The sequence below is a fragment of the Allorhizobium borbori genome, assembly GCF_014196535.1.
Lineage (GTDB): Bacteria > Pseudomonadota > Alphaproteobacteria > Rhizobiales > Rhizobiaceae > Ectorhizobium > Ectorhizobium borbori.
On record NZ_JACIDU010000007.1, the window covers coordinates 89,981 to 109,037 of the forward strand.

Here is a 19,057-nt window from a genome sequence, read left to right on the forward strand (position 1 = left end):
GCCGGAAACCGTCACATTGTCGACGAGGTGCCTTCCTTAACGGAAGCCGTCTGGCGGATGACCAGAAAGGGTTAGTTGTCGAGCCGGTCGCCGCCGGCTTTACGTGTGCTGGAGCGGAGCAGGCCGATCGACAGCATGGCAGCGACCGCGCAGGCAAACATCACGACCAGCAGCGGTATCACTCCGGTTTCCTCCGACATGATGGAGGAGGCGATGACCGAAAGGATGGCGCCAAGCCCGAGCGTCAGCGCGCCGCCGAGACCCGAAGCTGAGCCCGCGAGATCGGGCCTGACATTGACCATGCCGGCATTGGCGGAAGGCAGGGCGACACCGTTGCCGAGGCCCATCAGCACCATGGAGCCGAAGAAGGATAGTGCGGTGAAATGGCCGGCCAGCGCAAAGGCCAGCGCCAGCCCGACGCCCAGAAGCGAGATGCCGTTGCCGATCAGCAGCATCCGCATCAACCCGAGCCGCCTGGCATAGCGGCCTGAAAGGAAGTTGCCGGCCATGTAGCCCGCCGCCGTGTAGAGAAATTGAAGGCCGAGCGCGCCGGGCGTCAGCTTCAGCAGCGTCGTGCCGGCGAAGGGCGCGCCGCCGAGGAAGGAGAAGAAGGCGCCGGAGATGAAGACGGAAATCAGCGCGTAGTTCCAGAAGATGCGGGAACCCAGAAGATCCGGCCATACGGCGAACTGTGCGCGGAAACTGGCGCTCGGGTTGCGGTTGGTTTCGCCAAGGTCGGCGATGACGACGATCAGGACAAGGATGGCGAGAATGCCGAGCGCTGTAAACGAGGCCTGCCAGCCGAAGAGTTCGCTCAGCATCCCGCCGATAGCGGGACCGAACATCGGAACCATGGCCATGCCCATGGTGACATAGCCAAGCATGGAGGCCGCCTGTTCCACCGGCACCATGTCACGCACGATGGCGCGCGACAGCACCATGCCGGCCACGACGGTGGTCTGCACCATGCGTGCCGCCAAAAATACCGCCACATGGGTGGATAGGACGCAGACAATCGTTGCCGCGATGAGGACGACGAGCGCGCCGATCATGACCGGGCGGCGGCCATAGCGATCTGAAAGCGGGCCGATCAGCAATTGCAGCGCCGCGGTGCCAGCGAGATAGCCGGAGAGCGTTAGCTGCATCACTGCATAGTCCGTCCGGAAGAAGGCGGCCATTTCCGGAAGGGCGGGCAGAAAGATGTTCTGGTTCAGCGCTGCCAGACCCGCGATGAGAACCAGAGTGATGATATGCGGCGGAGTTTTACGGTCCAGAAAGCGGACGGGCGGCAGGGCGGTCTTGCGGTGCATGTCCTGTTATCACTCCACCTTGGCGGCCTTCTGCCGATTCCGCTGGCGTTCGCGATAAAAGGTATAGAGGCCCGATGCGATGACGATCGCGGCCCCCAGAAGCACCGGCGCATCCGGCACGTCGGAGAATACGAAATAGCCTATGACCAGCGCCCAGAGAAGGCTTACGTAACGGAAGGGGGCGACAAAGGAAATGTCGCCGGTCCGCATGGACAGGATGATCGACTGATAGCCGATGAATACGAAGACGGCTGCACCTAACAGCTTCACCGAATGGTCAAGCGTCAGCGGTTGCCAGCCGCCCAGCAACGGAATGAGGGCCAGGCCGACCAACGCATTGGTGGCTGCGGTAAAGGTCGTGATCGACAGCGACGTGATGGTGGAGGGAATGCGACGCGTGATCAAGTCGCGCCCGGCGGTGGTAAACACCGAGAGGATGGCAAGGATCGACGCGTTGGTGAAGCCTTCGGGGCCGGGACGGACGATGATGAGCACGCCGATGAAGCCCACGACAATGGCGCTCCAGCGTCGCCAGCCGACTTGTTCGCGCAGAAAAAGGGCCGCCCCAAGTGTGACGGCCAGTGGCAGCGATTGCAGGATGGCAGAAATGTTCGGCAGCGGCATGTTCTTCAGCGCCGAGAGAAACAGCAGGGTTGAGGCGATTTCCAGGGCGGTACGGAAGAGGACCATCGGGTGCATCAACTCGCGCAGCGGTGTCAGCGCACCGGCATAGCGGGCGATGGCGTAAACCAGGATCGTCGTCAGCAGGCCGCGAACGAACATGATCTGGCCCGTATTCAGGTGCGTCAAAAGAAGCTTCACGATCGCATCGTTGCAAGTGAACGAAGCCATGGCGAGCGCCATCAGGGCAGCGCCCTTGGAATTGATCGATAAAGACATGAAGCGAATCCCGGTATATCGCAACAATCTCTACTGGATGTAAGGGAGGGGCGCCAGTATGGATCGCCCTTAAAACGGGCAGATTGCGCCGTTTCAGCCGCCGGTTACGCTCATATGACGGGCAATCTTCGTCCTGGGCGCGTTGCGGCCTATCATGAAGTCGTGGCCCTTCGGCTTGAGCGCCACCGCCGCATCGATGGCGGCGGACAAGGTTTCGTCATCGGAACCCGGTGCCCGCAACACCTCACGCAGGTCGGCGGCGTCGTTCTGACCGAGGCAAAGGTAGAGGGTTCCCGTGCAGGTGAGGCGGACGCGGTTGCAGCTTTCGCAGAAATTATGGGTGAGCGGCGTGATGAAGCCGAGCCGCCCACCGGTTTCCTCCACGTGCACATAGCGGGCGGGGCCGCCGGTGCGGTAGGTGAGATCGGTGAGCGTGAATTCACGCTCCAGCCGTTCGCGTACGGTGTTGAGCGGCAGATAGCGGTCGGTGCGGTCCTCGCCGATTTCGCCCATCGGCATGGTTTCGATCAGCGTCAGGTCCATGCCGCGCGCATGGGCGAAGCGGAGGAGCCCGGTCAGTTCATCCTCGTTCTGACCCTTCAGCGCCACCGCGTTGAGTTTTACGGCGATGCCGGCTTCACGCGCGGCGTCGATACCTTCCAGCACTTTGGCAAGGTCGCCCCAGCGGGTGATCGTCTTGAATTTCTCGGGGTCGAGCGTGTCGATGGAGACGTTGATCCGCCTGACGCCGCACTCCGCCAATTCCCGTGCATAACGGGAAAGCTGCGAGCCGTTGGTGGTCAGGGTGAGTTCGTCCAGCGCTCCGGTTTCGAGGTGGCGGGAGAGCGCGCGCACCAGCCACAGGATGTTCTTGCGAACCAGCGGTTCGCCGCCTGTCAGCCGCAGGCGGCGGACGCCACGCGCCACGAAGGCCGAACAGAGCCGGTCCAGTTCCTCCAGCGTCAGCAGGTCCTGCCGGGGCAGGAAGGTCATGTTTTCCGACATGCAGTAGGTGCAGCGGAAATCGCAGCGGTCGGTGACGGATACGCGCAGATAGGTAATCGACCGACCGAAGGGATCGACGATCGGGCCGGAACCTGTAGCGGAAACCGCGGGGGCGAAAGGCCCAGTGACCAAGCTGTTCAATAAACTTACCTCTTTCATCCTATTTGGGCGGAGGAACGATGCTCGTCAAGCCTGAGCCGCTTGCCGAAATGGTTCTTCCGGCCTAAACCTCTGTCAAATTTCGATGAGGAGTGTCCGATATGAGCGGTGTATGGCCAACCGAATTACGCGTCTCAAAGGACCGCCAGACGCTGACCGTGCGCTTTGACGATGGTCCGGCCTTTGCGCTTCCGGCGGAAATGCTGCGGGTTCTGTCACCCTCTGCGGAAGTGCAGGGCCATGGGCCGGGGCAGGGAGTGACCGTGCCCGGCAAGCGCAATGTCCAGATCATTTCCGTGCAACCGACCGGAAACTATGCAGTGCGTATCGGTTTCGACGACATGCACCAGAGCGGCATCTATACCTGGCCCTATCTGCGTGAATTGGGCGAAAAGGGCGCGTCGCTGTTTGCCGATTACGAGGCGGCCCTTGCCGCCAAGGGCATGAGCCGCGACGTGGCGGAAAAGCCGCGCTGAGCCGGTCGCGTCAAAGCGACTTTTCGAAGGCCTGAAGGCGAGGCACCATCGCCTCCATGGTTTCAGCCACGATCGTGCAATGCTCCATCGGAGCGGGAGACAGCACGGCTTCGATCAATGCCGTCTGGATGGCCATGGCCTGTTCCGCCGTCCTGCGTCCCGAGGGTGTCAGTTTCAGCCGCAGGACACGCCTGTCCACCGCATCGCCCTGTCGTTCGATCAGGCCGCGCTTTTCAAGCTGGGGCAGGGTCATCGAGACGTTGGAGCGCCCCACCAGAAGCTTGCGGGCCAGTTCCTGCTGGGTCAGCCCCTCAAAGCGATAGAGATTGACCATGACATCGAGATGTTGCGGCTTGAGACCCAGCGGCGCGAGCGCCTTGGTCAGTGCCGCCTGCATGCTCTGGCAGGCGCGGCCCACCGCGATCCAGCTTCGAAAACGCGGGTGGTCGAAGGGCAGGGATTGATTTTCGCTCATGTCCGTCTTAATAAATGTTCAATCTTGAACAATATGGTAACGCATCATGCCGAGTTTTGCAAAGAAGGCTCTCCGGCTGACCTTTTCAGTGGCCGGCACGGTGTCCCCGCGGGGTGCCGGAAAGCTGGCGTTCCGCGTTTTCAGTCTCGCACCGTCGCGCTTTCCCAAAGGAGAACGCGCCCGTGCTGTTTTTGCCGAGGGCGCGCGCAGGCTTGCGAAAGCCGAGCCAAGGGCGCTCGAGACGTCGCATGGCAGGATCATGACCTATCGGCTCGCCGGCGCAGGCGGGCGCTATCTCGTTCTTCATGGGTGGGGCTCGCGCAGCGAATATATGGCGGCGCTGGCCAAGGGCATTCAGGCCGCGACCGGCGGCGAGGTTATCCTGCTTGATTTTCCCGGCCATGGGGCGTCGGGCGGGCGTTTTCTCGATATGCGGCTTGCAGTCGAGGCCATTGCCACCGTTGACAGGACCTTCGGGCCGTTCGACGGCGCGGTCGGTCATTCCTTTGGTGGTGCTAGCCTGATGGCGGCGGTCTGCCACTTCCTGCCGCAGTTTCCGGTCTTTCGGCCCGGCCGCGCGGCGCTGATCGGTGCTCCGTCCGAATTGGACGGCATATTCCGCTATTTTTCCGAGCAGGTCGGCCTTTCCGCCGGTGTCCGCCGTCATCTGGAAAAGGAAGTGCGCCGGGTAACCGGCCGGCGCAACGGCGATTTCGATATTGCCAGCGCCGGGCGTAATCTTGACCTGCCGATACTGGTGATTCACGCTGAAGATGACAAGGAAGTGAGTGCCGATCACGCCCGCCGTTACGCCGAGCAAGGGACGAATGTCACGATCGGTTGGGCGAACGGCTATGGTCACCGCAGGATTGTCGCCGCTCCGCCCGTCATCGAGCGGGTGGCCGGCTTCTTCAGCGGTGAGGATGAGCCGGAAATCTCCAAAACGGGGTGACGTAGCTGCCGCACGCGGCTAAAGTTCCCTTCGGTTAACGGGAGAGTCGGGTATGACCATCATTCGCAGCGTCGAGGAGCTTCAGGCGCTTTACGGGGTTGTGGGTGAGGCATCCCTCGTCAAGGTACGGCCTGTGCTGACGCCGGAATATCGGCAGATGATCGAGGCGTCGCCGTTTCTGGCGCTGGCGACCGTCGGGCCGGACGGGCTCGATTGCTCGCCGCGTGGTGATGAAGGCCCGGTTGTGCGGGTGGAAGATGACAAGACGCTCCTCCTGCCCGATTGGCGCGGCAACAACCGCATCGATTCGCTCATCAACATCGTGCGCGATCCGCGCATTGCGCTGATGTTTCTCGTTCCGGGCTCCGATCTGGTTCTCAGGGTGAATGGTACGGCCGAGGTCAGCGTCGATCCAGCACTTCTCGACAGCTTCGAGGTGGATGGCAAGCATCCGCGGAGCGTGGTGATCGTGCGCATTGGCGAGGTCTATTTCCAGTGCGCCCGCGCTGTCATGCGCGCTGGCCTGTGGAATCCGGAGCGAAGGGAACTGGGAAAACAGGTTCCGACTCCGGGCGCCATGCTGAAGGCGGCGAAGGCCGATTTCGATGCCGAAACCTATGACCGCGAATGGCGCGGGCGGGCTGAGAAGACGCTCTGGTAAGCGTCCCGCATTCGATCACTTGTAGATCAGCCAGCTCTTGGAGAAGTCTTTCTTCATTTCGTCATTGAACTGCAGGGCGCGGTTGCGTCCGCCGTCCTTGGCGCAATAGAGCGCAATATCGGCCTTGCTGTACAATTCGCCGGGATCATTCGCCTGGTCTGCCATGCAGAAACCGATGGAAATGGTCACGGGACCGTAATTCACATTGGTGCGGGAATTGCGGAACGGGGTCAGCTCCATCGTGCTGCGCAAACGGTCACAGACAAGAGAAACTTCCTCGACGGTGTTGCCTTCGAGGATGATGGCGAACTCTTCGCCACCGGCGCGTGCCACGAAGGCGTCCTTGCGCAACGTCGAGCGGATGACGCCGGCGACGGAGGCCAGGATCTTGTCGCCCACGGGATGGCCGAACATATCATTGATACGCTTGAAATGATCGACATCCACGATGATGAGCGCGGTGATCGGCACGTTCATCGGGTTGTTGTAGAGCGTCGCGAGCTTGTCGTCGAAGGCGCGGCGGTTGTAGAGCCGCGTCAGCGAGTCCGTGTTGGCGATGCGCTTGTACTCGTCCAGTTCCTTGCGAACCTGATCCATTTCCGCCGAACGCTCGTTCACGTTCATGACGGTGCGCTGGCCGTGGGCCATGGTGCGCCCTGTCGCCTCGGACAGAATGGAAATGGCGTTCTGGAGGAGATCGGCGCTGGCCTGGTTTTTCGTGTCGATGCGGCTATAGGTTTCGCCGAGCAGGCGGTTGTAGCTTTCCAGCGAGGTCTGTTCCTGCTTGAGCAGACGCAGCAATGCATCGAGCTCCGTCAGAATGCGCGAATGCGCGCCTTCGATGACGCCGCCAGGATTGTTGGCGAAATATTTGGCACCGATTTCATCAATTTCCTGCTGGGTGGCGCGGCTGCCCAACGCTGCAAGTTCCCGCGTCAGGGTCGGGTTGGACCCGATGTAGGCCTCATAGAATAGCTGGTAGTTGCGGGGAATGGGCGCCACACCCATCGTCCGCATCGCATAGGTTATTTTCCCAGCGATATCAGGTACCTGCGTTCGTGCCACTGTTGCCGTGTTCATATCGGCAAGCTCTCCAAAATCTTGATGACAAGATTTGTAACGCTAAATGTCTTTGAAAAGAATTAATCGTTTCGACACCAATGCATGATTTTTGCACCGCAGCATCCTTACGCTGTGGCGAAAGCCATCCATGCGCGCGGCAAGGGAAAAGCCCGCCCGGTTTCCCGGACGGGCTTTCATATTCAATACGACGTGAAGCGGATTACTTCGGGCCGATCATGTTTTCCGGACGAACGTACTGGTCGAATTCCTCATTGGTGAGGTAACCGCCGCCGACGGCTTCTTCGCGCAGCGTGGTGCCGTTCTTGTGGGCCGTCTTGGCAATCTTCGCGCAGGCGTCGTAGCCGAGCTTCGAGTTCAGAGCCGTGACGAGCATCAGCGAGTTTTCAACGCCCTTGCGGATGTTGTCTTCGCGGGCCTCGATGCCAACCACGCAGTTATCGGTGAAGGACACGGCGGCGTCGCCGAGGAGCTGGACCGACTGCAGGAAGTTGTAGGCCATCATCGGGTTGTAGACGTTCAGTTCGAAGTGACCCTGCGAACCGGCGAACGACAGCGCGGCATTGTTGCCGAAGATGTGGGCGCAAACCTGCGTCAGGGCTTCGGACTGGGTCGGGTTGACCTTGCCCGGCATGATCGAGGAACCCGGCTCGTTTTCCGGCAGGGCGAGTTCGCCGAGACCGGCGCGCGGACCCGAACCCAAGAAGCGAATGTCGTTGGCGATCTTGAAGAGGGCGGCGGCGGCGGCGTTGATGGCGCCGTGCGAGAACACCATCGAGTCGTGCGAAGCAAGCGCTTCGAACTTGTTCGGTGCCGTCACGAAAGCAAGGCCGGTGATCTTGGAGACTTCTTCGGCGACCTTTTCAGCGAAACCGATCGGTGCATTGAGCCCGGTGCCGACGGCAGTGCCCCCCTGGGCGAGCTTGGAAAGAGCCGGGAGCGTCGTTTCGATGTTGGCGATGGCCGAAGCAACCTGAGCGGCGTAACCGGAGAATTCCTGGCCAAGCGTCAGCGGCGTTGCATCCTGTGTGTGGGTGCGGCCGATCTTGATGATGTGCGCGAACTGCTGGACCTTCTTTTCAAGCGCGGCGTGCAGGTGGCGCAGGCCGGGCAGAAGGTGATGCACGATCTGCTCGACGGCGGCGATGTGCATGGCCGTCGGATAGGTGTCGTTCGAGGACTGGCTCATGTTGACGTGGTCGTTCGGATGAACCGGCTTCTTGGTGCCCATTTCGCCGCCGAGCATCTGGATGGCGCGGTTGGAGATCACCTCGTTGGCGTTCATGTTCGACTGCGTGCCGGAACCGGTCTGCCAGACGACGAGCGGAAAGTGGTCGTTCAGCTTGCCGTCGATGACTTCCTGTGCGGCGGCAATGATGGCTTCGCCGATCTTCGGGTCAAGGCCGGCGAGCGCCATGTTGGCGCGGGCGGCGGCCTGCTTGACGATGCCGAGCGCGCGGACGACGGAAGCGGGCTGCTTTTCCCAGCCGATCTTGAAGTTGCCGAGCGAGCGCTGCGCCTGCGCGCCCCAGTAGCGGTCTGCGGCGACTTCAATGGGGCCAAATGTATCGGTTTCGGTGCGGGTCGTCATTGGGTTCCTGCCCTTTCGTTCAAGCACTTCGCCGCCGTGACAAGCGAGGGGGCGGCGATCCTCGGCGACGGTTATAGTGTCATGCGCGCGTCCTGCAAACCCGGCCTTTGTATGAGAGCAAAGAAAAAATCGGGTACGGTTGCCGGCATTGGTTTTCCGGGCCTTTCGGGTGCCGAACGACAGTTGGAAAGCGTTAAGGTAAACATTCGTAAACCAATCGACACTAGGGTCGAGACGAAACGGGAGCCGTCGAGGCGGTCGCGCGGATTTGATGCGTTTCGTGTCTTTCGGTTCCTTTCCAACACATAGCCAATCGGCTAATAGGCTTCAGAAACGGGCGCCCCCAAGCCGGCGTCTGCCAAGGGATCTGTTCACTCATGAAAATCTCCAGAAGCGCCGCCGCTGCTTTGACCCTCTCCTGTCTTGCCTCGGCTGCCGCGCCCTCGTCGGCATCGGCCTACACGCTGCTCGACATGCTTCGCGGCAATGTGAAGAACGGCAAGGTGGTCGAGAAGCAGGCGACGACCGAAAATTATGCGCCGCCGCCGGCGCAGGTGCCCGCCGTGACACGTAATGTCGATCCTGAAGCCGCTACGCCCAGAGTGACCGGCCCGCGCTATTATACCTATAGCCCCGACGCCGTGCGACGGATCGTTTTCAAGGAGAGTGCTGCGGCCTCGATGCCGGATAGCCAGCTCACGACCGGCAGCGTGACGCCGGACACCGATCTTCGTGCGTTCCTCGGTGCGTCCTCGGTCGTGGCGCCGGCTACGGTCGCGAGTGTCGTTGAAGCCTATTATCGCGACAATGGTGAGTTTATCTGGGTCGAGCACGGCGCGGTGAACGAGCGCGCCAAGGCGGCTCTGTCCGTCTTGAAGGGTGCCGGGTCCTATGGCCTCGATCCCGCTGATTACGCCGTTTCCGAGCCGACTCTAACGGGCGAAGCGCAGGCGGATGCCCAGGCGTTGGCCGCCTTCGAGGTCGCGCTCTCGGCGCGTGTTCTGACCTATGTCGAGGATGCCCAGCGTGGCCGTATCGATCCCAACCGCATTTCCGGCTATCACGATTTCCAGCGCAAGCAGGTCAATCTTGCGCCGGTTCTGAAAATGGTGAAGGCATCGCCGGATGTCGCCGCCTATCTCGAGAGCCGTCAGCCGAACAGCGCCCAGTTCAACGCGCTGAAAACCGAACTGGCGCGGCTGGAAGGCAATAACGGTGAAGGCCACCACATCGCGATCAATCTTTCGAAGGCATTGAAGCCGGGTGATACCAGCGAGGAGGTCGCAAACATCGTTGCGGCCATCCGGCATCGCGGTTCCGAGTCTCTGAAGACGAAGCATGCGGAAACGCTGGCCGCCTATGCCGGCGCGCCGGAATACTCCCCCGATATCGCCGGCCTGGTAAAGGATTTCCAGCAGGATGTGGGCCTGAAGCCGGATGGCATCATCGGTTCTGCCACCGTCCGCGCGCTGGTGGGTGAAACCAGTGCCGCGAAGGTGGACAAGGTGATCGTGGCCATGGAACAGGCCCGCTGGTTGCCCAACGATCTTGGCAGCCGCTATGTGTTCATCAACCAGCCAGCCTTTACCGCGACCTATGTGAACGAAAACCGTTCGCAGTTTTCGATGCGTGTCGTCGTCGGCTCGAAGACGAACCAGACCTATTTCTTCCAGGACGAGATCGAAACCGTCGAGGTGAACCCTTACTGGGGCGTGCCGCAGTCGATCATCATCAACGAGATGCTGCCGAAACTGCGCTCGGACCCGTCCTATCTCGACCGCATGGGTTACCAGGTAGCGGTGAACGGCAAGGCCGTGCCTTCGTCCTCCGTCAACTGGTACGGCTCGACCAATAGCGTTTCCGTACGCCAGCCGCCGTCGAGCGACAACGCGCTGGGCGAACTGAAGATCCTGTTCCCCAACAGCCATGCCATCTACATGCATGACACGCCTTCGAAGAGCTTCTTCAAGAAGGACATGCGGGCCTTGAGCCACGGTTGCGTTCGCCTTTCGGAACCGCGCCGTATGGCAGCCGCCGTGCTGGGAACCACGGAAGAAGATGTCGGTCGGCAGATTGCCGCGGGTCAGAACAAGGCCCTGCGGGTTCCGGCGAAAATCCCGGTTTATGTGTCCTATTTCACGGCCTGGCCGGATGATGCGGGCACGGTTCATTTCTATGACGATGTCTATGGCCGTGACGACTACGTGAAGAAGGCTTTCGCTGCGACCTCCAAGGTGCGTGTTGCGGCAAACTGACTGTGTCGCGCACTGAGAGAAATGAAAAGGCGGCCATCAGGCCGCCTTTTTCGTCCCGGTCATCCGCCGATGAGCCGGGTCACCAGCGCCGGGGTCAGTTCATCGTAATGGCTGATGATGATGCTGGGGTCGAGCGTGGCGACCGGTACATCGGAGTAGCCGAACGGTACGGCGATGGAGGGAATGGCGGCGTTCTTCGCGGCGGCAATGTCGTTGACGCTGTCGCCGATCATGATCGAGCGTGATGCACTGGCGCCCGCCTTTTCGATGGTGCCGAGAATGTGGCGTGCATCGGGCTTGCGCCAGGCGAAGGTATCGCCGCCGGTAATCGTGCCGAAGCGATCCTTGAGGCCCAGCTTTTCCAGCAGCGGGAAGGTCAGGCTCTCGATCTTGTTGGTGCAGACCGCAAGCTTCATGCCTGCGCCCTCCAGCCGGTCCAGCGCGTCGAGAACCCCTGCATAGGGCTTGCTCGCGCCCGGCATCGTGCCGAGGTAGAAATCCATGAAACGGTTGAACAGGCGCGCCCGGGTTTCCTCATCGAGCGCGCGTTCACGCATGGCATAGGCACGGGTGATCATCATGTGGACACCCTGTCCGACGAGGTGGGTGAGGTCGTCATAAGTGACGGGTTCCAGCCCTTCCGCGGCAATCGTGTGGTTCAGGCTTGCAACCAGATCCGGTGAGGTGTCGATCAGGGTGCCATCGAGATCGAAGATGACGAGCGGAGCGGTGGTGTCGTGGGACATGGCGGGGCTTTCATGCATTGGAGGGCCTGCTGTTTGCGACTGGAAAATGCCCTGCATCGCATCTTTTTGAAAGGGGGGCGTCTTCGTGAAAGGGGGCTTTCGTTTGCCCCGCGAGGCGTGTAAACAGGCGGCGGTGTGAACAGACTGGAGTTTTCGGCGCATGGACGCCCGGGAGATGAAAATCAAGGCCGCAGCCGCAGCGCTCGAATTTGTCGAGGATGGCATGCGGCTCGGTATCGGCACAGGCTCGACGGCTGAAGAGTTTGTCCGGCTTCTGGCGGAAAAGGTTGCCGGCGGCTTCAAGGTCGAGGGCGTTCCGACGTCCGAGCGCACGGCGCGGCTTTGCCTCGAACTTGGTGTGCCGCTGAAGTCGCTGGACGAATTGCCGGAACTCGATCTCACCATCGATGGCGCGGATGAAGTGGATTCCGCGCTTCGACTGGTCAAGGGCGGCGGCGGCGCGCTTTTGCGCGAAAAGATCGTGGCCTGGGCCTCGACCCGTATGGTCGTCATCGCCGACGAAACCAAGCTGGTGCCGACGCTCGGCAAGTTTCCGCTGCCCATCGAGGTCAATCCGTTCGGTCTCGGCGCGACGCGGCTTGCGGTTGAAAAGGCTGCGGGCAGGCTTGGCCTTGCAGGTGAAATCCGCCTGCGCCAATCGGGCGATGGCGTCTTCGTAACCGATGGCGGACATTACATTCTCGACGCATCTTTTGGCCTTATTCCTGATGCAGAGGCTCTATCCGGTGCGCTTCACGCGATTCCGGGCGTGGTGGAGCACGGGCTTTTCATCGATATTGCCGATGTTGCCGTGATTGCCGGCACTGCGGGCGTTCGGGTGATCGAAGCGAAGGCGTGACCCGACGGGAAGCGTGACTGAAATTCCGGGTCTGTCCGTCTTCTTCAAGGATGGGTAAGGCCGATGCCGGACAGGATGGCCTGTCCGGTCCTTTTCGAGGAGGCCGTTCGTCGTGCGGGACATCGATCCCAGCCATGAGCGGTAGCGAAATAGTTGAGACAGGAGCTAGAAACTTCATGATCAAATTTGCAGGTGTCGGCCGAGCCGCCGTGTTTGCCGTTCTGCTGTCGGGCATTGCCCTGTCCGGTCCGGCCCGGGCGCAGGAGCCTTCGGAAGACCAGATCAAGGCCGCGCGCAGCGCGATCACGGCGCTCGGCGTAACGGATCAGTTCGACCGTATTCTGCCGATGATCGCCGAACGCCTCAAGTCCCAGCAGATCCAGGCATTCCCCGACCTGCAGCAGCAGGTGACGGATATTGTCGATGCCAAGGCTCTTGCCCTGGTGCAGCGCCGCGCCGATCTCGAGCGTGAATCGGCGACGATCTATGCCAAGACCTTTACCGCGCAGGAACTCAAGGACATCGCCGCCTTCTACCACACGGATGCCGGCAAGAAGCTGTTGAAGGATGGCCCGATTGCCATGCGCGAACTGCTCAAGGCCGCAGATATCTGGGGTGCAGGCATCGATCGCGACCTGAACGCTTCCGTGGCTGCCGAGTTGCAGAAAATTGCGCCGAAGCCGATCCCGGCCGAAGGTAATGTTCCGGGCGCTCCCACGGCCAAGAAGCCCTGATTTCTGCTTCTGTGAACAGAAATTTCAAGGAATTGAAAAAGCCCGGCTCTGCCGGGCTTTTTCTTTGGGGGGCGGGCATCCTATATAGGGCTCGACGCGCCGTCTGTTGGCGCACCCGCCAAACTCTGTTCCAAATCACCTCAGGAGCCCGTCATGACTGCCTACGACTATGATCTTTTTGTCATCGGTGGCGGTTCCGGCGGTGTGCGCAGCGCCCGTGTTGCGGCCGCGCTTGGCAAGAAGGTGGCGATTGCGGAAGAGTTTCGCTTCGGGGGTACCTGTGTCATTCGCGGCTGCGTGCCGAAGAAGCTCTACGTCTATGCCTCGCAGTTTTCCGAGCATTTCGAGGATGCGGCCGGCTTCGGCTGGAGCGTGGGGGAAACGCGCTTCGACTGGCCGGCACTGGTTGCCGCCAAGGAGAAGGAAATCACCCGTCTGGAAGGCCTTTATCGCAAGGGTCTCGAGGGCGCCAAGGCTGAGATCATCGAGAGCCGCGCCGTGCTGGTCGGTGCCAATGCGGTGAAGATCGCTTCTACCGGCAAGATCGTGACCGCCGAGCGTATCGTCGTGGCGACGGGCGGGTCTTCGAACGCACAGGAAGCGATGGCCGGACATGAGTTATGCATTTCGTCCAACGAGGCCTTCGACCTGCCGGAACTGCCGCGTTCGATTCTGATTGCAGGCGGTGGCTATATCGCGGTCGAGTTCGCCAATATCTTCCACGGACTGGGTGTTGAAACGACACTGATCTATCGCGGTCCGGAGGTGCTTTCGCGCTTCGACCACGACATGCGGCGCGGTCTGCAGGAGGCGATGGAGGCCAAGGGCATTCGCCTGCTTCTGTCAGATGTCATCGAAGCGGTCGAGCATGCGCGGGAGGGCGGCCTGATTGCACGCACTGCAAAGCATGGTGAGGTCCGCGCTGACCAGGTGATGCTGGCGCTCGGACGCCATCCGAATACCGCAGGGCTGGGGCTCGAAACGGCCGGCGTTGCGCTCGACAAGCGTGGCGCGATTATCGTGGACGAATATTCGCGGACCAATGTTCCTTCGATCTGGGCGCTGGGCGATGTCACGGACAGGGTTCAATTGACGCCTGTCGCCATTCACGAAGCCATCTGCTTCATCGATACCGAATATCGCGGCAAGCCGACGAAGCCGGATCACGACCTTATCCCGACCGCCGTCTTCTCACAGCCGGAGATCGGCACGGTTGGCTTGAGCGAGGAGGTGGCCGCCAGGCGGTTCCCGGAGATCGAGGTGTATCGGGCACAGTTCCGGCCGATGAAGGCCACGCTTTCGGGCCGGGCGGAAAAGGTCATCATGAAGCTCATCGTCAACGCCTCCGACCGCAAGGTGGTCGGTGCCCATATCCTCGGCCACGAGGCCGGCGAAATGGCGCAGCTTCTCGGCGTGATCCTCAAGGCGGGATGCACCAAGGATGATTTCGATCGCACCATGGCGCTGCACCCGTCGGCGGCGGAAGAGTTGGTGACGATGTATAATCCGAGCTACGTGATCCGCAATGGCGAACGCGTGACCGGCTGAGCCCGGTCAGCCGGTGATGCGCGGCTTGCCGGCGATCTTGTAGAACAGGGCATTCATGGCCTCGCTCAGATCGCTGCCGAGACCAACTTCGAAGTAGAGCCCGTCAGAGGCGCACTCCTTCATCTTTGTGGCGATTTCCGTCTGGAAAGGCTTGATCCAGGAATTGTACCAACCGTTCTTCGGCAGCGGCAGATAGGTGGTATAAAGCACGGCGATCTTGACCCCCTGGGCCTTGATCGGCGTGCAGAATTTCGTATCGATCGGCTCCTGACAACGGGTTCCCGTGGTTTTCTTGGTGCAGCCGGAGCTTTTGGCGCTATCGCCGACGCCGTCTGCGACCAGAAACAGAACCTTTTCCCGATCCGTCTTCGATGAACCCTTACCACCGTTGCCGACCATCGGTTTGATGTTGGTCAGTGCCAGGTCGAAGCTCGTCGTCTGGTCGTTGTTGTACCCCTGATAGGGGATCGTCATCAGGTCAACGGCATTGGCGAGCGTCTTGACCGCGCCGAGATCATTCGAAAGCGCGGAAACGGTTGTCAGCCCCATCGTTTCAGCCTTGGTGCCGAATGTATAAACGGCCATACGAAACTGTTCGTCGGACACCCGCGTGGATGCGGCCGTATCTGTCAGCGTCTGCGTTGCCTGGCGCACTACATCGATACGCATTTTCACGCCGAGTGACTTGGCCAGTGTATAGTAATTGTTCGTGGTGTTTGTCGTGTGGCAGGCGAAGGCGCAGGTGTCGCTGGTGTTTTTCTCCATCGTCTCGATGCCGGCCTCGGTCGCGGCGACGCCCATCGATGGCGTGTTGTCGATGAGGATATGGAAGTCGACGAAATGGTTATCCGGAGACACGGCGGAAGAATTGCCGGTGACGTCGATCTTGCTGACATTGATGATGCTGAGGAAGCTTGTCGGCACGTTGAGTGTGAAGTTGACGTTGGAAACAATATCGCTGGACCGACGGGCAACGGAAATGTTGACGCTTTCCACCAGCGCCTGCTCGGCAGGCGTGAGCTGGGCATTGAAGAGCTTCAATGCCTCTTCGGCGCCAAGCGCCACCTCGCCATCGCCCGACATGGCGAGCGCCGCAGACATGGTTGACGACTTTTGCGAGAGAACGCCGACTGCGGCTGCGTCTGCGGCGTTCTGATAGGCCTCGCGACGCTCCAGAGCATAGGTGTAATCGACCGCTATCCCGACACATGCGATCATCGGTACCGCCAGAAGTGCGGTCATGATGCCGAAATGGCCGGTTGTGGAGCGTAGAAACGATTTTGCTAATTCAATCATGGAGCGTATTCCATCTTAAGATAATACTTAAGTTTGCGAGAATAGGCTTCATGCCATGACAGATATAATCGACGTGATGGTTTAATACTTAAATTGTGAATTTTGACCTAACTGAAACGTCATACCCTGCTGTTCGGTGGAAAATTCCGTCGATGGTTGCTTAATCGGCGTGTCCGGCTAAAGAGCGGTGCCGGGCGCGCGCGGATGAGTGATCGCCGCGGCCCGCTATGTGCCGTCCCGCAAACAGGTCTTCGTTTTCCTTGAGAAGTGCAAGAAGGCGGTCCATCACGAGGCGGATTTCCGGACGATTGCGATCATCGTCATTGACGGCAAGCCACAGGGGATGGGTGAGCCCTTCGATCGGCTCGCCTTCGCGAACAAGCTTCGGCAGGGTGTCTCCGATAAAGGTCGGCAGAACGCCACGTCCGGCACCGCTGGCGATCAGGTCCGGTAGAAGCTCGGGCGCATTCGTCCAAGTATGGATCTGCGGCTCGTGATTGTGGAAGACCCATTTTTCCGGGGCAGAGGTAGCGATTTCTGTGCCGATGGAGATCCACGGGAGGTTGCTTCCGGCCGGCGCGGAGGCGGGGCGATATATGGCATAAGCGACGTCGACAGTCTTGCGGATTGCGAAATTGCCCGTTTCCGGCTTGACGGGCAGAAGCGCGGTGACGCCACGCTGGAACGTCAGGTCATCGGCGGCCGACAGGCGTTGGCTGCAGATGCGGAAAGCATCCGCCGGGCCACGCAGTGTTGTTGACTGGGCGGCAAGGAAGCTCGCGAGCCATGCATGCCCTGCGATCTTGACGATGGGCAGGGTGAAAGCCTCGCCATGCCAGCGGGTGATATCGGACACCGTCATGTGCATGGTTCTGACGCGATCCAGCAGGATTTCACCATCTGGTGCCAGCCGATAGCCCTGCTGGCTGCGCGTGAAGAGGGCGCGCCCCATGGTGCGTTCCAGCGCCAGCATGCGCCTGCCGATAGTGGGGGCACTGATACCGGTCAACGCGGCGGCGCCCGCAAGACCGCCTTGCGAAGCGACATGTAAAAAGAGTCTCAGGTCGTCCCAACCGACTTCCTTCATGCTGGAACCTCCAATGTTTGCGCAATCATAGATCATCGCAATGCAATGTGCACCGCACAGGAATGAAAGAAGCGTTTCATCCATGCGTCTTCGGCCACCCGGCTCGTCGGCCTATCTCTGTCTCGATGCAGTGTTCAGTCGGTACAAGGAGCAGCGCATGAGCCCGGAATTCATGATCGCGATGGAAATGACCCGCCGAGGCAATTCAGGCAGCGTCATCGATCCGATGGCCGATCCTCTGGAGCGGACGCCGAACGGCTGGACGCTTCACCTTTTTGAGCTTCTGGTTCGTCTGCGCGCAAGGCGGCGAGCGGGAGATCAGAAGGGGTGTCGCGTGTCCGTGGGTGAAAAAAGAAAACCGCCGCCTTGCGTGGCGTGAACCAGTTCCCATTTCTTGGGGCAGGGCATTGGGCCGAGTGGCGTGTTCACGGCGGTTCCGGCCTAGCCAAGAACGCGGCAAAGGTTTATAAGCCGCGCCCTGATGGTGAGGAAACGTTAAGTTTTCCGCAGAGGAAAACGTGGAGAAAGAACATGGCACAGAACTGGTCCCCGACGAGCTGGCGCGAAAAGCCGATCAGTCAGGTTCCGGACTATCCGGATGCGGATGCACTCAAGGCGACGGAAAAGCGTCTTGCAGGCTTTCCGCCGCTGGTGTTCGCCGGTGAGGCACGTCGCCTGAAGAAGGCGCTTGCAGGTGTTGCCGAGGGTAACGGCTTCCTGCTTCAGGGAGGCGATTGCGCCGAAAGCTTTGCCGAACATGGCGCCGACCAGATCCGTGACTTCTTCCGCGCCTTCCTGCAGATGGCCGTGGTGCTGACCTTCGGCGCCCAGCAGCCGGTGGTGAAGATCGGCCGTATCGCCGGTCAGTTCGCCAAGCCGCGCTCCTCGCCGAACGAGACACAGAACGGTGTTTCCCTGCCGTCCTACCGCGGCGATATCATCAATGGCATCGAGTTCAACGAAGAGTCGCGCGTTCCGAACCCGGAACGTCAGGTCATGGCTTACCGCCAGTCGGCCGCGACGCTGAACCTGCTGCGCGCCTTTGCCATGGGTGGTTACGCCAACCTGGAAAACGTGCATCAGTGGATGCTCGGCTTCGTGAAGGACAGCCCGCAGGCGGAACGCTACCGCAAGCTGGCGGCCCGCATTTCCGAAACCATGGATTTCATGCGCGCCATCGGCATCAGTTCGGAAAGCAATCCGAGCTTGCGCGAGACGGATTTCTTCACCAGCCACGAAGCGCTGCTTCTTGGCTATGAGGAAGCGTTGACCCGCGTCGATTCCACCTCGGGTGACTGGTATGCGACCTCAGGCCATATGATCTGGATCGGCGACCGCACGCGTCAGCCCGACCATGCCCATGTGGAATATTGCCGTGGCATCAAGAATCCGATCGGCTTGAAGTGCGGTCCGTCGATGACGGCAGATGGCCTGCTTGAGCTGATCGACATCCTGAACCCGGCCAATGAACCGGGCCGCCTGACGCTGATCGCCCGTTTCGGCCATGACAAGGTTGCCGAGCACCTGCCGCGTCTCATCCGTGCCGTCGAGCGCGAGGGCCGCAAGGTCGTTTGGTCGTGTGATCCAATGCACGGCAACACGGTGACGCTCAACAACTACAAGACGCGTCCGTTCGAGCGCATTCTGTCGGAAGTCGAAAGCTTCTTCCAGATCCACCGCGCCGAAGGTACGCATCCGGGCGGCATCCATATCGAGATGACCGGCAACGACGTGACGGAATGCACGGGCGGTGCGCGGGCGGTTTCGGCAGACAACCTGTCCGACCGCTACCACACCCATTGCGATCCGCGTCTCAATGCCGATCAGGCGCTGGAACTGGCCTTCCTTCTGGCCGAGCGCATGAAGAGCGGCCGCGATGAGAAGAAGATGGCCGTCAACGCCTGAGGCGCCTGACGTGTAAAC

At 60.7% G+C, this 19,057-nt stretch carries 18 protein-coding genes; 9 read left to right on the top strand and 9 right to left on the bottom strand.

The features are described 5' to 3' along the window. Positions 1–71 precede the first annotated feature (71 nt). The 3 genes from GGQ66_RS10140 to moaA all read right to left on the bottom strand — a co-directional run bounded on the left by GGQ66_RS10140 (position 72) and on the right by moaA (position 3,356). The gene (locus GGQ66_RS10140; protein ID WP_370686326.1) at positions 72–1,310 is read right to left on the bottom strand and encodes a multidrug effflux MFS transporter; all 1,239 of its coding nucleotides are present in this window, start codon (positions 1,308–1,310) and stop codon (positions 72–74) included. Positions 1,311–1,319: 9 nt separating this feature from the next. Next, positions 1,320–2,210, bottom strand: coding sequence for a DMT family transporter (locus GGQ66_RS10145; RefSeq protein ID WP_183792079.1), 891 nt, complete (start codon positions 2,208–2,210; stop codon positions 1,320–1,322). A 93-nt stretch (positions 2,211–2,303) separates the two neighbouring features. Next, positions 2,304–3,356, bottom strand: coding sequence for a GTP 3',8-cyclase MoaA (gene moaA / locus GGQ66_RS10150; protein WP_237358865.1), 1,053 nt, complete (start codon positions 3,354–3,356; stop codon positions 2,304–2,306). 119 nt (positions 3,357–3,475) lie between these two features. Between moaA and GGQ66_RS10155 the strand changes: the two genes are divergently transcribed. Then, a complete protein-coding gene (locus GGQ66_RS10155) occupies positions 3,476–3,850 on the top strand; it encodes a gamma-butyrobetaine hydroxylase family protein (protein ID WP_183792083.1) in 375 nt (124 codons plus the stop codon). A 10-nt stretch (positions 3,851–3,860) separates the two neighbouring features. On the opposite strand, the gene GGQ66_RS10160 is transcribed toward GGQ66_RS10155, so the two are convergent. Beyond that, positions 3,861–4,325 carry a MarR family winged helix-turn-helix transcriptional regulator gene (locus GGQ66_RS10160; protein WP_183792085.1) on the bottom strand — a complete coding sequence of 155 codons (465 nt, stop codon included), beginning with the start codon at positions 4,323–4,325 and terminating at the stop codon, positions 3,861–3,863. A 46-nt stretch (positions 4,326–4,371) separates the two neighbouring features. Between GGQ66_RS10160 and GGQ66_RS10165 the strand changes: the two genes are divergently transcribed. Both GGQ66_RS10165 and GGQ66_RS10170 read left to right on the top strand, forming a co-directional pair. Beyond that, positions 4,372–5,277 carry an alpha/beta fold hydrolase gene (locus GGQ66_RS10165; RefSeq protein ID WP_183792096.1) on the top strand — a complete coding sequence of 302 codons (906 nt, stop codon included), beginning with the start codon at positions 4,372–4,374 and terminating at the stop codon, positions 5,275–5,277. A gap of 52 nt (positions 5,278–5,329) precedes the next feature. Further along, positions 5,330–5,938, top strand: coding sequence for a pyridoxamine 5'-phosphate oxidase family protein (locus tag GGQ66_RS10170; protein ID WP_183792098.1), 609 nt, complete (start codon positions 5,330–5,332; stop codon positions 5,936–5,938). A gap of 15 nt (positions 5,939–5,953) precedes the next feature. On the opposite strand, the gene GGQ66_RS10175 is transcribed toward GGQ66_RS10170, so the two are convergent. Together GGQ66_RS10175 and fumC are read right to left on the bottom strand one after the other, a co-directional pair. Then, a complete protein-coding gene (locus tag GGQ66_RS10175) occupies positions 5,954–7,018 on the bottom strand; it encodes a GGDEF domain-containing protein (RefSeq protein WP_183792100.1) in 1,065 nt (354 codons plus the stop codon). Between the two features lie 202 nt (positions 7,019–7,220). After that, complete coding sequence (fumC, locus tag GGQ66_RS10180; protein WP_183792102.1) at positions 7,221–8,609, bottom strand: class II fumarate hydratase; 1,389 nt, start codon at positions 8,607–8,609, stop codon at positions 7,221–7,223. A gap of 377 nt (positions 8,610–8,986) precedes the next feature. On the opposite strand from fumC, the gene GGQ66_RS10185 reads away from it, so the two are divergent. Next, entirely contained in the window at positions 8,987–10,864 is a 1,878-nt protein-coding gene (locus GGQ66_RS10185; protein ID WP_183792104.1) for a L,D-transpeptidase family protein, read from the top strand. Positions 10,865–10,923: 59 nt separating this feature from the next. Here GGQ66_RS10185 and GGQ66_RS10190 read toward each other — a convergent pair whose 3' ends face one another. Next, positions 10,924–11,628: an HAD family hydrolase gene (locus tag GGQ66_RS10190; RefSeq protein WP_237358866.1), complete on the bottom strand. Its 705-nt coding sequence runs from the start codon at positions 11,626–11,628 to the stop codon at positions 10,924–10,926. A 142-nt stretch (positions 11,629–11,770) separates the two neighbouring features. Between GGQ66_RS10190 and rpiA the strand changes: the two genes are divergently transcribed. The 3 genes from rpiA (at position 11,771) to gor (ending at position 14,751) form a co-directional block, all read left to right on the top strand. Further along, on the top strand, positions 11,771–12,469 hold the full coding sequence (gene rpiA / locus GGQ66_RS10195; protein ID WP_183792106.1) for a ribose-5-phosphate isomerase RpiA: 699 nt from the start codon (positions 11,771–11,773) through the stop codon (positions 12,467–12,469). A gap of 176 nt (positions 12,470–12,645) precedes the next feature. Further along, entirely contained in the window at positions 12,646–13,203 is a 558-nt protein-coding gene (locus tag GGQ66_RS10200; protein ID WP_183792108.1) for a DUF2059 domain-containing protein, read from the top strand. Between the two features lie 153 nt (positions 13,204–13,356). Beyond that, entirely contained in the window at positions 13,357–14,751 is a 1,395-nt protein-coding gene (gene gor, locus GGQ66_RS10205) for a glutathione-disulfide reductase (RefSeq protein WP_183792110.1), read from the top strand. A gap of 6 nt (positions 14,752–14,757) precedes the next feature. Here gor and GGQ66_RS10210 read toward each other — a convergent pair whose 3' ends face one another. Both GGQ66_RS10210 and GGQ66_RS10215 read right to left on the bottom strand, forming a co-directional pair. Continuing rightward, positions 14,758–16,047, bottom strand: a complete 1,290-nt coding sequence (locus GGQ66_RS10210; RefSeq protein WP_183792112.1) for a pilus assembly protein TadG-related protein — start codon at positions 16,045–16,047, stop codon at positions 14,758–14,760. 160 nt (positions 16,048–16,207) lie between these two features. Next, entirely contained in the window at positions 16,208–17,134 is a 927-nt protein-coding gene (locus GGQ66_RS10215) for a LysR family transcriptional regulator (protein WP_183792114.1), read from the bottom strand. A gap of 157 nt (positions 17,135–17,291) precedes the next feature. On the opposite strand from GGQ66_RS10215, the gene GGQ66_RS10220 reads away from it, so the two are divergent. Beyond that, positions 17,292–17,513: a hypothetical protein gene (locus GGQ66_RS10220; protein WP_183792116.1), complete on the top strand. Its 222-nt coding sequence runs from the start codon at positions 17,292–17,294 to the stop codon at positions 17,511–17,513. 152 nt (positions 17,514–17,665) lie between these two features. Further along, complete coding sequence (locus GGQ66_RS10225) at positions 17,666–19,039, top strand: class II 3-deoxy-7-phosphoheptulonate synthase (RefSeq protein ID WP_183792118.1); 1,374 nt, start codon at positions 17,666–17,668, stop codon at positions 19,037–19,039. Positions 19,040–19,057: the final 18 nt, after the last annotated feature.